This window comes from Mesorhizobium sp. M0166, from assembly GCF_040322255.1.
Classification (GTDB): Bacteria; Pseudomonadota; Alphaproteobacteria; order Rhizobiales; family Rhizobiaceae; genus Mesorhizobium.
This window is the reverse complement of record NZ_JAMYTD010000071.1, coordinates 1-13,144: the sequence shown is the minus strand read 5'-3', so window position 1 is coordinate 13,144 and position 13,144 is coordinate 1. Positions and strand designations below refer to the sequence as shown.

Here is a 13,144-nt window from a genome sequence, read left to right as displayed (position 1 = left end):
TCACCACCGTGCCATGGCCGCTCGCCCTTCAGAGCAAGCGCCGTTCTCTCTCCAAAACTTTTTGCAGAACCTTCAGGACACTATCTGATCACGACATCAATTGTCGCGGCAACTTTGGCTGGCCTGCTCCTCGGGTTCCATAGATCCAGCGTATTCCGCTTCAGGATCGGTTCGAACCGGAGCACTCCCTCGGTCAATGGACGTCCGGCAACAACCTGAATGATCGGTCGTGAGCCGACATCTGTGAACAAGCGGTGTGGTCGATTGCTATCACCCATGTGTTGCGCGCAGGTACCTTATGGCAGTGGATGAACTGGATTTGATGGTTTTACAGCTGGCGGTCGAAAGCGTCCGCTCGCTCTCCTTAAGCTTCGCTGAAAAGGCCGCCGAGGTAGCCACCAGGAGCCGCGGCATCCTGCTTTTCGACGTGCGGGTCGACGGTGATGCGGGGGTCCAGCGGGTCGCAGCCATCCGATATCAGGGCGACCAGATCGGCGTGCTGGCGTTGGACAGACAGGGCCTTGTTACCCACCATTGCATCGTCAACGGTACGTTCTCACATTTCATTGCGCCCTTGGAGAACTGGCACAGCATGCCTCTGTCGATGCAGGCCAAGATCGATGCCAACGGCCATGCCAGTCTCTTCCTAGGGGCCTTGCGAAATGCCGGACATTTGCTGGGCAGCTAGCATTTGGCCAGAATGCATCTGTGAATTTTTGCATGCGCATCGCTGCCGACAGCGCCGGCATGATTGTCGTGCTCGAAAACGGCTGCGGCGATCGCGGCAAAGCGATCGCCGCGATGATGGCGATCTACGCGTGGGCGTTGCATCGATGCGCGATCGTTTAGACAGAGGTCTCCGCCTGGCATCGAGCAACATGCACGGAGGTACGCAAAGCGCAAATGCATCAAGTATTTGAAGGGACGAGCCCCTCGCGCAAATGGGCTTGCGCTGCCGTTGTCGTCCCATCGTGCCGCCGAACTCGGGGGGCGTGACGATCGACCACGATGGCCTATTTTTTTGCAAAGCCGAATGTCCCGATTCCGAAGCCAAGGAAAAAACTCCGACCACAGCGAAGAATAGTAACAACACGGGCGACGCAAGCCGCCTTGCCCTCTAGCAGGGGAGGTGCTTGCGGTGCTCTCACCGACACAAGATCGCAAATGGCACGTGGGTGAGCACCAGAACTGGCGACACGCATGGTGATCGGCTTGACTCGCTGGAGGAAGCACAAGGCCTCAGTGGGCGGAGGCGCCAGCGACGGTCGAATACTGGCTGGCTGCTCGGGATCTGATCGTTGAAATGACGTAGGATTTGGTTGCTTAAGCCGATCCGAACCATTTCCCGGAGACCACACCCACCATGAACGATCTTGCGCTGCCGCTGAGCGGTTTGTCATCAGTCGGCGGCAAGTCCGTCGTCGCCCGTTTCGACGGCGGCATGCTGTCGTCCAACAGCGGCGTTCTGGCCTTGGCCGAGGTGGAAAAGCGGTTGCGGGTGGCCGAGCGTCTGGCGCGTTGCATCGACGATCCGCGCTGCCCGGACCAGGTCGTCCACAGCCTGGCGGACATGATCGGCTTTCGCATGAAGATGATCGCCGCCGGCTACGAGGACGGCAACGACGCCAACCGGCTGCGCCGCGATCCGGTCTTCAAGATGGCCCAGGATGCGCTGCCGTCGGGTCGGGATCTGGCGTCGCAATCGACGCTGTGCCGGCTGGAGAACCTACCCGGCGTGCGGGAGCTGGTCGCGATGGGACGGGCGATGGTCGATCTCTATTGCGCCTCGTTCCGGCAGGTGCCGAAGCGGATCGTACTCGACATTGACGACACCTTCGACGCTGTGCACGGAGGCCAACAGCTTCGCCTGTTCAATGCCCACCCATGACGAGTACGGCTTCCAGCCGATCGTCGTGTTCGATGGTGCGGGACGGTTCGTCAGCGCGATCCTGCGACCGGCCAAGCGGCCGAGTGGGGCTGAGATCCGCCCCCACCTGCGCCGTCTGGTGCGGGCGATCCGGATCAACTGGCCGAACATTCGAATCCTGCTCCGCGGCGATAGCCATTATTGCAACCCGCAGGTCATCGACTGGTGCCGCGCCAACGACGTCGACTTCATCTTTGGCCTCGCGCCCACCACACCCTGCGCAAGCATGTCGCGGATCTGGAGGCCAGCACGACGGCGCGCTTCGAAGCGTCGGCCAAGACAGGCAAGGTCCGCAGGTTCAAGGAGTTCGTTGACGGCGCCCGCGGCGCGGCCGGGCCGGCAGCACTCAGGCGACTATAACGGGCGCAGAGCCGACCCTGCGGCTTCCAGACATTGTCGTGTACAGCTTCAGACCCTCAAGCCGAGCCCGCAGGGCCTCGCTTACCTTTTACGGGGCGGCGGTACGTCCAAGCCGCTTCAACAGTTAAGAATTTCGCAAAGACGATACCCCCGGATCGTCGAGCTTCCGCTGCCACTTCCCGCATTCGCCGAGGCGGTCAATGACCCGCCCTTCACAATAGTTATCCGGCAAGCATCTGGATGCGAGAGATAATGTTGCCGGAGGCATCTCTCATGGCTTCTACACCTGCCTGAACGCCAGAACCGCGTTCGTGCCGCCAAAGGCGAAGGAGTTGCTCAGTGCCACGCGCACCTTGCGCTCGCGTGCCACATTGGGCGTGACGTCGAGATCGCAATCGGGGTCCAGCTCACGATAATTGGCAGTCGGCGGCACGACGCTCTCGCGGATAGCCATCACGCAGGCGATCAACTCGAGCGCGCCGGACGCGCCGAGGCAATGCGCGTGCATGGACTTGGTAGAAGAAATGGACATTGAGAAGGCGTGCTGACCGAAGACGCGCTTGATCGCCGCCGTCTCGATCTGGTCGTTGGCCTTGGTGCCGGTGCCGTGCGCGTTGAGATAGTCGACATCCTCGGCGTCCAGCCTGGCATCGGCAAGGCAGGCCCGCATTGCTGCCTCCGGCCCCTCGACAGTCGGCGCGACGATGTCGGACGCATCGGCGGAAAGGCCGGCACCGGCAATTTCGGCAAGGATGGTGGCGCCCCGAGCCAGGGCATGCTCGTAGCTTTCCAGCACCGCCATGCCGGCGCCTTCACCAAGCGACAGGCCCTGGCGATCGGCCGAGAATGGCCGGCAAGTATCGGGCGAAAGCACGCGGATCGCTTCCCATGCCTTCAGCACACCCCATATGAGCGGCGCTTCGCTGCCGCCGGCAAGCATCACGTCGGCCCGGCCGAGCCTGATCTGGTCCACCGCGCAGGCAATCGCATGGTTTGCCGAAGAACAGGCGGACGTGACGCCGAAGACCGGCCCGCGCAGGCCGAGACTCATGCTGACCTGGCCGGCAGCGGCACCCGGCATCGCCTTGGGTACAGTCAAGAGAGCGGCACGCTTACCGCCCAGAAGGATGGCGCGGTAGGTTTGCTCGATCGCATCCCACCCGCAGCCGCCAACGCCCACCGTCGCACCGAAGCGATAGCTATTTCCCTCTTTGGAGGAAAGTCCGGCCTGACGCATGGCTTCGCGCGCCGCAAGCACAGCGAGCAGGCTGAAGCGGTCCATGGAGATGAGTTGCTTGCCGTCGATGTCATGCTCCGGCAGCGCCTTGATCTCGGCACCGATCCTGACCCTCAATTCATGGAGCTCGGAGTTGACGATTGGGCCGATGGCGGAGCGGCCTTCTCGCATCTCTGTCCAAATGGCGGCGGCGTTGGTCCCAAGCCCGCAAATACCGCCAATCCCAGTAATCACGACGCGCCTGTCCATTCACACCCCCTTAGCGAGCAAGCTGCGCACGGCTTCCACCATGTCCCCAACATTCTGGAGATCCGACCATGCCTCGGCCGTATTCATCTCGATCTCGATGCCGTAGGCCTGCTCCAGGTCCCAGAGAACGTCCGCCAATCCCAGTGAATCGATACCGAGCGAAGTCAGTCCCGTGGCAGCCGTTATCTCGCCGCCTGTGGCAGGCGCTATGCCGCCCTCCGACGCGGCGCGTTTCTTGATCATGGCGATTATTTCGTTGGCGAGTTGATCTGCCATCTTGTTCCTTTCCAGCTTGCGTTTTCGGCGTCGTTCAAAACCCGAGTCGCGTCGCGTTGCCAAAATTGCCCCTCATAGAGCCTGTGCGACCGACCAAGCCCAATGCCCATAGGAACCGGACGAGTTCGGCTTCTGCGGCGTCAGCCCGATGACGCAGAAAAGTCGCCGGCCTCCCGCTTTTGCGCCAGCACATCAAGAATCTGCGTGTAAATGGATAGGAACCGTCGACAAACGTCAGCTAAACGCTGCGACGGTGGGTGCTGTCAGCGTATTCACTCGGCACCTCATATGTAATCGAGATGTTTCATAGCTCCGGACCAGTTGCGATCAACTATTGTACCGGTCCGCCATTCGTCGGAGAGTTCGATATGATCGGAGCGCTGCCTCTCATTCCCAGTACAATCTCCACCGCACGCGACAGATTTCCTCTTTCGGGCTCTTCTCAAGGGACTCGCCACGCGATAGAGGCAGTGATCGGCGCACGTGAGGTCCTGCCAAGTCCATGCGACATTCCGGAAAATTGGTAAAATCGTTTGTTTCAATCAAATGCATCCACGCTATGGATAGCTAAGACATGCGTTTCAAAGGGCTCGATGTGAATCTTCTCGTCGTTCTCGACGCGCTGCTGAGCGAGCGCGGCCTCACGGCGGCGGCACGCCGCATCAACCTAACCAAATTCATGGGGGTTGGTGGATGTGGCGCAAGCCGTTGAAATGACGTAGGATTTGGTTGCTTAAGCCGATCCGAACCATTTCCCGGAGACCACACCCACCATGAACGATCTTGCGCTGCCGCTGAGCGGTTTGTCATCAGTCGGCGGCAAGTCCGTCGTCGCCCGTTTCGACGGCGGCATGCTGTCGTCCAACAGCGGCGTTCTGGCCTTGGCCGAGGTGGAAAAGCGGTTGCGGGTGGCCGAGCGTCTGGCGCGTTGCATCGACGATCCGCGCTGCCCGGACCAGGTCGTCCACAGCCTGGCGGACATGATCGGCTTTCGCATGAAGATGATCGCCGCCGGCTACGAGGACGGCAACGACGCCAACCGGCTGCGCCGCGATCCGGTCTTCAAGATGGCCCAGGATGCGCTGCCGTCGGGTCGGGATCTGGCGTCGCAATCGACGCTGTGCCGGCTGGAGAACCTACCCGGCGTGCGGGAGCTGGTCGCGATGGGACGGGCGATGGTCGATCTCTATTGCGCCTCGTTCCGGCAGGTGCCGAAGCGGATCGTACTCGACATTGACGACACCTTCGACGCTGTGCACGGAGGCCAACAGCTTCGCCTGTTCAATGCCCACCCATGACGAGTACGGCTTCCAGCCGATCGTCGTGTTCGATGGTGCGGGACGGTTCGTCAGCGCGATCCTGCGACCGGCCAAGCGGCCGAGTGGGGCTGAGATCCGCCCCCACCTGCGCCGTCTGGTGCGGGCGATCCGGATCAACTGGCCGAACATTCGAATCCTGCTCCGCGGCGATAGCCATTATTGCAACCCGCAGGTCATCGACTGGTGCCGCGCCAACGACGTCGACTTCATCTTTGGCCTCGCGCCCACCACGACCCTGCGCAAGCATGTCGCGGATCTGGAGGCCAGCACGACGGCGCGCTTCGAAGCGTCGGCCAACACAGGCAAGGTCCGCAGGTTCAAGGAGTTCGTTGACGGCGCCGCTAGTTGGAGCCGCGTCGAGCGCATCATCGCGGGTCGAGGTCGGCGCCCAAGGTGGCGATATCCGCTTCGTCGTCACCAACCTTGCCGGTGGGAAGGCCAAGGCGCTCTACGAGGATGTCTACTGCCGGCGCGGCGCGGCCGAGAACCACATCAAGTCGTGGAAGACGCATCTTGCCGCCGACCGCACATCCTGCACCAGAGCGACGGCCAACCAGTTCCGGCTATTCCTGCATGCCGGTGCTTACTGGTTGATGTGGGGCTTGCGGGCCGCGATGCCGAGGCGCTCGAGCTTTGCCGTCGCCCAATTCGACACGCTGCGATTGCGCCTCATCAAAATCGCTGCGCGGGTGGTCGAGATGAAATCGCAAATCCGCCTGCACCTGCCGACATCGTGCCCCGACCAGCGCATCCTGCGCATCGTCCTCGATCGCATCCCCCAACTCGCGACATAACGATGGGGGCAGACGCCCCGAAACGAACCCGTCGACCGCAACCTGCAAACCCCCGCCTGCCATCACGACGGAGCAATCCCGGCGCCTGACGGGGCGCGTGGAAAAGCACCGCAACGGCGACCACAACGTCGCTTCAGGCCGTCAAAAGCTTATCGCCGTGCATCAAGGCGGCTAGAAGCGCGCCGGCAGCCTGGCGGGGGGCTTGGGGTTAGACTGCCGGCGCACGCCACTCATGAAGAGCGGCCCCTTTTTGCGGTTCCGACACCCATAGTCAACCCGGCAGCGTCTGGATGCCCGCTGTGCTCTTTTCAGAGCGGCTCGCGATGCCGGCCATGTCGGCCGATCCTGCCTAGGATGGGGGGCCACTCTCGTCGGCCGAGTTCATGCTCCAGCCAGTATCGCCTTGCCGACCAGCATGGGTTCGCCGTTAGCAATCCATCCTCGCGAGCCAATGCTATCGTGCACGTGTCGCAGCACTCCGGGCGGCTATATCGCCTAAGACAGCATGACGAAGCGTTCCAACTTCCTGTTCGGCGAGCCCGTGTGCAGTTCCTGACTCGGACAGTGGACGAGAATTCTCTTGGCGGTACTGCGCCAGAAGGCATTCGCGTCCAACGGAATCAAGCGACGACTATCAGCCGCAAACGTCACATCACAAGAGCGGTCTTCCACCCATTGCAGATTATCCGACTGATCAGGCGGCGTCCGATATGTCCGACTCTGCCTCAAGAATTCCCACAGGTATGGACAGCGATCTCGCTATCCGATTCCGATAGCCCTTGTTGTACTTTAGACCCCGCTCGATGTTTTGGATTTCCTGAGCGGCAAGCCCGCACGCCACCGCGAGGTCCTCGATCGAATACCCAAGGTGTTCACGATAAGCGCGGATGATGTGGGTCCCCTGCGACATAGCCGTCAAGACTGGCTCGGGAATGCGCGAATCCTTCATAGACATCTCCAAGAAAATAGGAGCGCCTAACAAATCGGGAGATTTCCTCCCCGACCCTGGCGCACACCCAGCAAATCAAAAAAATGGACGTCCATTCGGCCGGACCGGCCTCATCCATGGAATGGGCCATTTGAAATTGGCAGCCGGGTCGGAATATGGCGGCTCACCTGCTTCTTATCAAGTTCTAAGAACCTGCCCACCCTGAGATGGCCTGATCGGCTGTAGCGCATTCGACCTGCGATCCTACACGACTCATTCTCGCCGATGGCTTTCTTGAACAGCAACTCGAACTCCCCCTGAGCCTCCAGTGGCTATTCGCGGCATCGTCCATCCAGCCTCGCGGACGCTGATGCCTCGACCAATTTCCACCGCCGATGCAGCGAAAGACGCGCTTGTGCTTGAATCACACATCGATCACCGCTGTAACCAAATTTTTTAAGCCGCCGATGCTTGTTCGGAGGCCGAAAGGATGAGGCGCCCGAGCAAACAGCCGAAAGGGCCACGGGCTTTTGTGCTGACGTCGGCTTGAGCAAGCTCGATCCGGCTGCCCTGTGCAATCGCCCGACCGGCCGAAAAAAGGATGGCGATTGTCATGATGCGGCGACCGCAAGTGCGGCGCACTGCCAAACGGCGCCATGCCATCCTCGCCAAGTGCTCGACATTGTGAAGCTGCGGGATTAGTTCGGTCCGGACGCGCCAGCGATGGCGGACGATCTCATCGAAGCTGAAATGCGCCAAGTGCGGCGGCAAGCGCGTTGGACTGATCTATACGCCCGACACCAGCCCGAGCGCCTACGGCAAAGCACAGGGCGGGCGATGAACCTAAGGTCCGGTCTTCCCGAGTTGCCGCCATAAAGGCATGTCGGCCAACGCTTTTCGAACGTCTTCAATTACACCCATCTGCATTCCCCCCATGTCGCGTTCATGTTGTGTGCAGTTCCTGAGGGCGTCAAGAAGCGACCTACGAAGCGGTGCCGGCCTGCTTCGTGAAGTCATGGCGGCGCGCGCGAACATGTGCCAGCAAATTCACTTCATTGACGACCCCGGATTTAAAGAGAGACAGCGTGGTCGAGGCGAGAATCTGGCTGTCTATCGAGGTGCTGTACGATTTGGCGTCGGCGGCTATCTGGTCGACAACCCGCTGGCAGATCGCTCGATCTTTAGCTCTAAGGAACTGAGTTTTCGGTGCTGAAGGCAATCTCGACGCCTTTAAAAAGGGGAGCTACTGTGTCTCCCACGCAACGGAATGCGTAGGTCTCCGAGAATGGACCCTAAACGCATTCCGGCACAAAATTACCATTCGTTTGAGTGGTGCCGATGCTTCATTCGCGAGTGAGCCGTTCGACGGTTTCAATGGTAGCCTTGTCACGGGCCCTGATGGCCGAACGCGGCACAGGGCTATGTCGGCAGCGCCTTCGTCACCTTGAACCGGGAATTGCGCGAGCGTCTCTGGAAGCGCGTCCAAGAGCACGCAGGCCTGGCGTCCAAGGGCATGAAGCGGCCGGCGAAGCGATGGGTCAAGCCGGGCCTGATCGGCCTTGTGAAGCACTTGCGCGGCGAGGAGGATCTGCGGGATGCCTCTTTGCAGGATTTTCGGGAGGAATGAGATGAGCACTCCGAAAGGTCCGCAAAATGAGCGTCGCTCTCATGCGCGAGCGGCTGTTCTAAAGGATGGAACCATTATCACAGAGAATGCGACCATCAGATGCTCCGTCAGAAACCAGCATGCTCACGGATGCGAGTTACATGTGGACCCCAGCATCGTTATCCCTGAACGTTTTATCCTTCACATACCGGCGGATGACACTCGATATCGTGCGGCGTTGCGATGGAGGAAGAATGACCGGCTTGGGGTGCAAATCTATTGAACAGGGTGTTTTGAATGGCCGTGCCAAAAAAGGACCAGGAACGCATCACTTACGCGCGGATGTATGGCTCTCAAGCCTGCAAGGACGGCAAGGAACGCCAGGTCCCTGATTTCTGGCGCGAATACGCCCATGCCTGGCTGCAGGGCTTTAACAATGTGCAGATGGTCGGGGCCGGGAAGCGAAGGGCGTCAGCCGGTGAGCCCGAAGCCGAGATGGACGAACAGGCCGTCATTAAATCGCCGATAACTTAGCTCGTGCTCAGCATCCTATGTCAACCGGGGGAGATAAGATGCGATTTAACTTGGCCCCGCCAATTCTCCTAGGAATGCTGCTTCAAGCTCATGCTGATGGAACCGACCATTGCGTAAAAAGCCAAAGTTTGCTCTATAATACTGGACTTTTCCCTGTTTCCCATCTGTTTTCAGACGCTCTTTTTATGGGGTCGCAAACTTGCGTATCGGTCCCGAATTACCCGCCTAAGCAGGGTGATGCCTTCCGACCTGTTCGGTAGCGAGAATTTCACATAGGCCCCAGATCGAACACTCAAAAGGTTGAAAAGGGTCGGCAGCGGTCGCTGTTCTTCGGCTGTTTTCAGCGGCGAGACCTTAACCGGAAGGGAGAAGGCATATGGGTCTGGTTTTTACTGGCGAAGAGGGAACCACTGAGCGTTTCGAGTTGGTGCTTGAAGCCTTTGATGGCACAGAGCGCGTCCTCGTCGTGACATCGACCGAAGCGATCGAAGACTTCGGCTTGGATGCCGTCCGTGAAATGGCATCTGAAAAGTACGATGCGGGGCAGTTGGACGAAGCCGGCCGCGTTAGAGTTCTGACTAGCGACCTGCAAGGTAAATAGCCCGCCACCATGAGGCAGCGGGCTTGTTTACCGGTTCCGTCGTGGCACCGGTTTTTCAGTGCCGCCCAGACGACGGTCCTTCGAGAAATTCGACAAACGTGTCAGCAATTTTATCGCCCGGCCCCTTTCCTTCGATGGCGTAATAAGCCTTCCTCACCTTCTGTGTCATATCAACTGCGACGTTGACCATGAAGGAAATCAACTCCCGATCCCGGTCAGTAAGCACCACGTCGTTCGACGTAAGGCCGGTCTTATCCAGCGTGTTCACGAGAACATCCAACATATTATCCGCATCACTGATAAGCGGCTCCAGGTCGTGGAAGGTCATCTTGTCGCTGCCGTCGCTCATAGCGATGATCGCCCGTGTGGAGCCAACTGGAGAACCGATGCCGCCAACTGCGAAACCCAATGCTCGGCTTGAAGGGAAAAGCGGAATTTGCGCGCAGACGCCCTTTCAAAGGTGCTGATCGCCTGTGCCTTGATCAGCAATCCTTCCACGCTTGTTCCCGGCTGCGCCATGATGGCCCTCACCAGCTCTGAAGAGACTTTTCCGCCGCAGCGACTCTATCATTTGCCACCTCCATGCCGGAGACATCCCGAAGGCGCGCCGTTTCAGTGTGATAGGCCTTGCCGAGTTCCAGTTCGTGCTTGCGGCGAGAGAATGCAATTGGTTGCTGAGCACGGCATTCTGAATCAACGGATCCGCTGCTATCCGTACCTGCAACCTCAGACGCCGGTAGCGTGCGAGGTGATCGACAAGTTCTCGCAGATGATCAAATGCGTCGAGGCCTCTGCCAGCGGTCCGATTGTCGACCAAAGCTGGGTTTACGGAGTCGCTCAGCTCAGCGACTACTGTGTCGCCGACAACGCTCAATCTTACAGCGCGCAAGAGTCGGTCCATCTCACCGTGCGCGCAAAGAGAGGATTGTTTGACGCGCCTGTGTTCCCGCAGCTACTCGAAGCCCGCGTTGCAAATCCGCTCAGCAGCAAGCAGTTGGGTCTCAAGTGCCAGTGACGACCGGATGGGTTCGGATTTCGGCCACGATCGCGCTCGTCGGCAACCTGTGCTGGTCGACTGCTGCTCGAGCTGATCTTGCGCAGTTGGGGGATGCCCTTCCTGATGTGGTGACCTTCGGTGCGTGGGGCCAATCCCGCGATCAAACGTAAGCGCGAATTTCCCCGCACCTTTTGCTGTTGAGTGCTCTGATGCATGAGGTGTCCACCAAAATAGGTGGACACCTTGTGATGGAAGAAGATGAGCAGAAACTGCGGGTGAGGCTTGTCGGTCGGGACGGGCGACGCCGATACGACCCGGCATCGAAGGACCGTCTTGTCTCGGCCTGTCTTGGGCCTGGCGTGTCGGTATCGAGGCTTGCGCTCGAACATGGGGTCAATGCGAACCTTCTTCGGAAGTGGATAAAGAAGCGGGCGGAGACCCAGTCCCTCCCACAGCCCCCACCATCGGCGTTCATTCCGGTTCAGATTGAAAGCACTTCCGATCGGGCCTTGCTGCGACAGAGCAGCATGGCTGCGGTGGATTTGCCGGGGACTTGCGATGGGGCACGTAGGTCGGCATCGAAAAGGACAGCGCCTTTTTCCTCTCCAGCCAAGGTGAGCGCGTCGCTGCCGAACGGCGTGACGTTGACGCTGGAATGCGGTGATGTGGATGCATTGACGGCGACCATCGGAGCACTGGGTCATGTTCAGACTGGGCGCTGACCTGAAAGTCTACCTGCACCGCGAGCCGATCGACTTTCGGGCCGGCATCAACAGCCTTGCGGTTCTGGTCCAAGAGACGATGGCGCTCGATCCGTTTGCTCCGGCGGTTTTTGCGTTCTGCAATCGCCGTCGCGACCGGATGAAGCTCCTGTTCTTCGATCGGTCGGGCTTTGTGCTGGTCCTGAAGCGGCTGACCGAGGACAAGTTCCGGTGGCCGCGCCGGGAGGCAGCGGTGGTCACGCTTACGACCGAGCAATTGCACTGGATCCTCGACGGCATCGACATCGATGCGATGGTCCGCCATCCGGTGCGGCAATATCAGGTTGCGGGTTGAGGGCTCTCGAATTGAGCGGTTGACGCGGCGGCATGCTTTCGATTCAAGAATCTGATGAATCGACCCGGCGAACCGACTGTTGAAGCGTTGATGGCGCGTATTGCTGCACTGCAGGCGCAGAACCGTCAACTCACCGAACGCGTCGTCAAACTCGAGGAAGAGCTGGCGCTTGCACGACTGCATCGTTTTGCGCCGCGCAGTGAAAAGCACATTGACCGCCTCTTCAATGAAGCCGAACAGGCCGCGGATGAGGACGCCGCCGACAACGAAGATGGCGGCGTCGTTGTCCTGCCGGACACGGGCTTGCCGGCGAGCGAAGGGGCGACGGGAAAGAAGCGCGGCCGCAAGGCCTTGCCGGAAAACCTGCCGCGCGAGCGCGTCGAGTATGACCTTCCCGACGATCAGAAGGCTTGTCCTTGCTGCCGTCACCCGATGCATCGCATGGGCGAGGCCGTTACCGAGCAACTTCATATCGAGGTGAAGGCGAAGGTCCTGCAGAATGTGCGGTTCAAATATGCTTGCCGTCATTGCGACCGTACCGGCATCAACACGCCGGTCGTGACCGCGCCGATGCCCGCGCAACCCTTGCCGGGCAGCATCGCCACGGCCTCGACGCTGGCCTTCGTGCTCGTTCACAAATACGTCGACGGCACACCGCTCTACCGCCTGGCGCAGGCCTTCGAGCGCGCGGGCGTTCCTGTCAGCCGTGGCGCTCTGGGTCACTGGGTGATCGGCTCGAGCGAAAAGCATCTCGCCCGCATCTATGAGGTGCTGAAGCTGCGGCTCAGATCGCAGCCCCTCATCCATGGCGACGAGACCACGGTCCAGGTGCTGAAGGAAATGGACAGAGAGGCCACCAGCACCTCGTACATGTGGGCATACCGGAGCGGCCACGACAGTGACGAGCCGATCGTGCTGCTCGATTATCAGCCGGGTCGCGGCCAGATACACCCGCAGACCTTCTTGGGCGATTACCGCGGCATCGTGATGAGTGACGGTTATTCCGCCTGGCGCACGCTGGAAGGGGCAACGCATCTTGGCTGCATGGCCCATTCCAGGCGGCGCTTCGTCGATGCCCTAAAGGCGAGGAAGAAAGGCGGCGGCCCGCCGGAACAGGCGCTCCGGTTCTTTGAACAGCTCTATTGGGTTGAAAGGCAGGCGCGGAACGAAATCCCTGAACCGCCCCGGGTTGATCGGAGGCTCCAACTCCTGAGAAGGTGGAGCCATGACAAGCAAGACGACCAACAAGTTCTCTCCCGA

Annotated in this window: 14 protein-coding genes and 4 pseudogenes; 13 read left to right on the top strand and 5 right to left on the bottom strand. The window is 60.0% G+C overall.

The features are described 5' to 3' along the window. The first annotated feature begins 298 nt into the window (after positions 1 to 298). From NKJ46_RS33620 to NKJ46_RS33605, 4 genes and pseudogenes are all read left to right on the top strand, one after another. Positions 299 to 688 (top strand): hypothetical protein, encoded by a 390-nt coding sequence (locus tag NKJ46_RS33620; RefSeq protein ID WP_023722055.1) that lies wholly within the window; start codon positions 299 to 301, stop codon positions 686 to 688. 32 nt (positions 689 to 720) lie between these two features. Next, positions 721 to 849: a hypothetical protein gene (locus tag NKJ46_RS33615; RefSeq protein WP_023722056.1), complete on the top strand. Its 129-nt coding sequence runs from the start codon at positions 721 to 723 to the stop codon at positions 847 to 849. 514 nt (positions 850 to 1,363) lie between these two features. Beyond that, positions 1,364 to 2,248: pseudogene (locus tag NKJ46_RS33610) on the top strand (IS1380 family transposase); the annotation flags it as partial. A 168-nt stretch (positions 2,249 to 2,416) separates the two neighbouring features. Then, positions 2,417 to 2,581: pseudogene (locus NKJ46_RS33605) on the top strand (LysR family transcriptional regulator); the annotation flags it as partial. Here NKJ46_RS33605 and NKJ46_RS33600 read toward each other — a convergent pair. Further along, on the bottom strand, positions 2,568 to 3,773 hold the full coding sequence (locus NKJ46_RS33600; RefSeq protein WP_352453892.1) for a beta-ketoacyl-[acyl-carrier-protein] synthase family protein: 1,206 nt from the start codon (positions 3,771 to 3,773) through the stop codon (positions 2,568 to 2,570). The pseudogene NKJ46_RS33605 and the gene NKJ46_RS33600 overlap by 14 nt on opposite strands. After that, entirely contained in the window at positions 3,774 to 4,049 is a 276-nt protein-coding gene (locus tag NKJ46_RS33595; protein ID WP_023679611.1) for an acyl carrier protein, read from the bottom strand. Between the two features lie 574 nt (positions 4,050 to 4,623). Here NKJ46_RS33595 and NKJ46_RS33590 point away from each other — a divergent pair. Both NKJ46_RS33590 and NKJ46_RS33585 read left to right on the top strand, forming a co-directional pair. Then, positions 4,624 to 4,725: pseudogene (locus NKJ46_RS33590) on the top strand (LysR family transcriptional regulator); the annotation flags it as partial. 97 nt (positions 4,726 to 4,822) lie between these two features. After that, positions 4,823 to 6,162 (top strand): annotated as a pseudogene (locus NKJ46_RS33585) (IS1380 family transposase). Between the two features lie 694 nt (positions 6,163 to 6,856). On the opposite strand, the gene NKJ46_RS33580 reads toward NKJ46_RS33585, so the two are convergent. Further along, a complete protein-coding gene (locus tag NKJ46_RS33580; protein ID WP_352549690.1) occupies positions 6,857 to 7,111 on the bottom strand; it encodes a helix-turn-helix domain-containing protein in 255 nt (84 codons plus the stop codon). Positions 7,112 to 8,072: 961 nt separating this feature from the next. Further along, on the bottom strand, positions 8,073 to 8,309 hold the full coding sequence (locus tag NKJ46_RS33575; RefSeq protein WP_352549689.1) for a hypothetical protein: 237 nt from the start codon (positions 8,307 to 8,309) through the stop codon (positions 8,073 to 8,075). Between the two features lie 376 nt (positions 8,310 to 8,685). Here NKJ46_RS33575 and NKJ46_RS33570 point away from each other — a divergent pair, with 376 nt between their 5' ends. The 3 genes from NKJ46_RS33570 (at position 8,686) to NKJ46_RS33560 (ending at position 9,831) form a co-directional block, all read left to right on the top strand. Continuing rightward, positions 8,686 to 8,979: a PilZ domain-containing protein gene (locus NKJ46_RS33570; RefSeq protein WP_352549687.1), complete on the top strand. Its 294-nt coding sequence runs from the start codon at positions 8,686 to 8,688 to the stop codon at positions 8,977 to 8,979. A 14-nt stretch (positions 8,980 to 8,993) separates the two neighbouring features. After that, positions 8,994 to 9,230 (top strand): hypothetical protein, encoded by a 237-nt coding sequence (locus tag NKJ46_RS33565; protein ID WP_352549686.1) that lies wholly within the window; start codon positions 8,994 to 8,996, stop codon positions 9,228 to 9,230. A 376-nt stretch (positions 9,231 to 9,606) separates the two neighbouring features. Next, positions 9,607 to 9,831 (top strand): hypothetical protein, encoded by a 225-nt coding sequence (locus tag NKJ46_RS33560; RefSeq protein WP_352549684.1) that lies wholly within the window; start codon positions 9,607 to 9,609, stop codon positions 9,829 to 9,831. Positions 9,832 to 9,886: 55 nt separating this feature from the next. Here the strand turns inward: NKJ46_RS33560 and NKJ46_RS33555 are convergent, their stop codons facing one another. Next, on the bottom strand, positions 9,887 to 10,180 hold the full coding sequence (locus NKJ46_RS33555; RefSeq protein WP_352549683.1) for a hypothetical protein: 294 nt from the start codon (positions 10,178 to 10,180) through the stop codon (positions 9,887 to 9,889). A 312-nt stretch (positions 10,181 to 10,492) separates the two neighbouring features. Between NKJ46_RS33555 and NKJ46_RS33550 the strand changes: the two genes are divergently transcribed. From NKJ46_RS33550 to tnpC, 4 genes are all read left to right on the top strand, one after another. Then, complete coding sequence (locus NKJ46_RS33550; RefSeq protein ID WP_352549681.1) at positions 10,493 to 10,846, top strand: hypothetical protein; 354 nt, start codon at positions 10,493 to 10,495, stop codon at positions 10,844 to 10,846. A 230-nt stretch (positions 10,847 to 11,076) separates the two neighbouring features. Then, the gene (gene tnpA / locus NKJ46_RS33545) at positions 11,077 to 11,550 is read left to right on the top strand and encodes an IS66-like element accessory protein TnpA (RefSeq protein ID WP_352671492.1); all 474 of its coding nucleotides are present in this window, start codon (positions 11,077 to 11,079) and stop codon (positions 11,548 to 11,550) included. Beyond that, positions 11,531 to 11,884: an IS66 family insertion sequence element accessory protein TnpB gene (gene tnpB, locus NKJ46_RS33540; protein ID WP_014761846.1), complete on the top strand. Its 354-nt coding sequence runs from the start codon at positions 11,531 to 11,533 to the stop codon at positions 11,882 to 11,884. Before tnpA ends, tnpB begins: the two co-directional genes overlap by 20 nt. 54 nt (positions 11,885 to 11,938) lie before the next feature. After that, positions 11,939 to 13,144 (top strand): IS66 family transposase (tnpC, locus tag NKJ46_RS33535; RefSeq protein ID WP_352671490.1); only part of this gene is annotated, 1,206 nt, incomplete at its 3' end.

What these genes read in the sequence shown, in the direction of transcription:
- NKJ46_RS33620 (WP_023722055.1), top strand. Translation starts at nt 299, where the DNA reads ATGGCAGTGGATGAACTGGATTTGATGGTTTTACAGCTGGCGGTCGAA.
- NKJ46_RS33615 (WP_023722056.1), top strand. Translation starts at nt 721, where the DNA reads ATGCGCATCGCTGCCGACAGCGCCGGCATGATTGTCGTGCTCGAAAAC.
- NKJ46_RS33600 (WP_352453892.1), bottom strand. Translation starts at nt 3,773, where the DNA reads ATGGACAGGCGCGTCGTGATTACTGGGATTGGCGGTATTTGCGGGCTT.
- NKJ46_RS33595 (WP_023679611.1), bottom strand. Translation starts at nt 4,049, where the DNA reads ATGGCAGATCAACTCGCCAACGAAATAATCGCCATGATCAAGAAACGC.
- NKJ46_RS33580 (WP_352549690.1), bottom strand. Translation starts at nt 7,111, where the DNA reads ATGAAGGATTCGCGCATTCCCGAGCCAGTCTTGACGGCTATGTCGCAG.
- NKJ46_RS33570 (WP_352549687.1), top strand. Translation starts at nt 8,686, where the DNA reads ATGCCTCTTTGCAGGATTTTCGGGAGGAATGAGATGAGCACTCCGAAA.
- NKJ46_RS33565 (WP_352549686.1), top strand. Translation starts at nt 8,994, where the DNA reads ATGGCCGTGCCAAAAAAGGACCAGGAACGCATCACTTACGCGCGGATG.
- NKJ46_RS33560 (WP_352549684.1), top strand. Translation starts at nt 9,607, where the DNA reads ATGGGTCTGGTTTTTACTGGCGAAGAGGGAACCACTGAGCGTTTCGAG.
- NKJ46_RS33555 (WP_352549683.1), bottom strand. Translation starts at nt 10,180, where the DNA reads ATGAGCGACGGCAGCGACAAGATGACCTTCCACGACCTGGAGCCGCTT.
- NKJ46_RS33550 (WP_352549681.1), top strand. Translation starts at nt 10,493, where the DNA reads ATGCAATTGGTTGCTGAGCACGGCATTCTGAATCAACGGATCCGCTGC.
- tnpA (WP_352671492.1), top strand. Translation starts at nt 11,077, where the DNA reads ATGGAAGAAGATGAGCAGAAACTGCGGGTGAGGCTTGTCGGTCGGGAC.
- tnpB (WP_014761846.1), top strand. Translation starts at nt 11,531, where the DNA reads ATGTTCAGACTGGGCGCTGACCTGAAAGTCTACCTGCACCGCGAGCCG.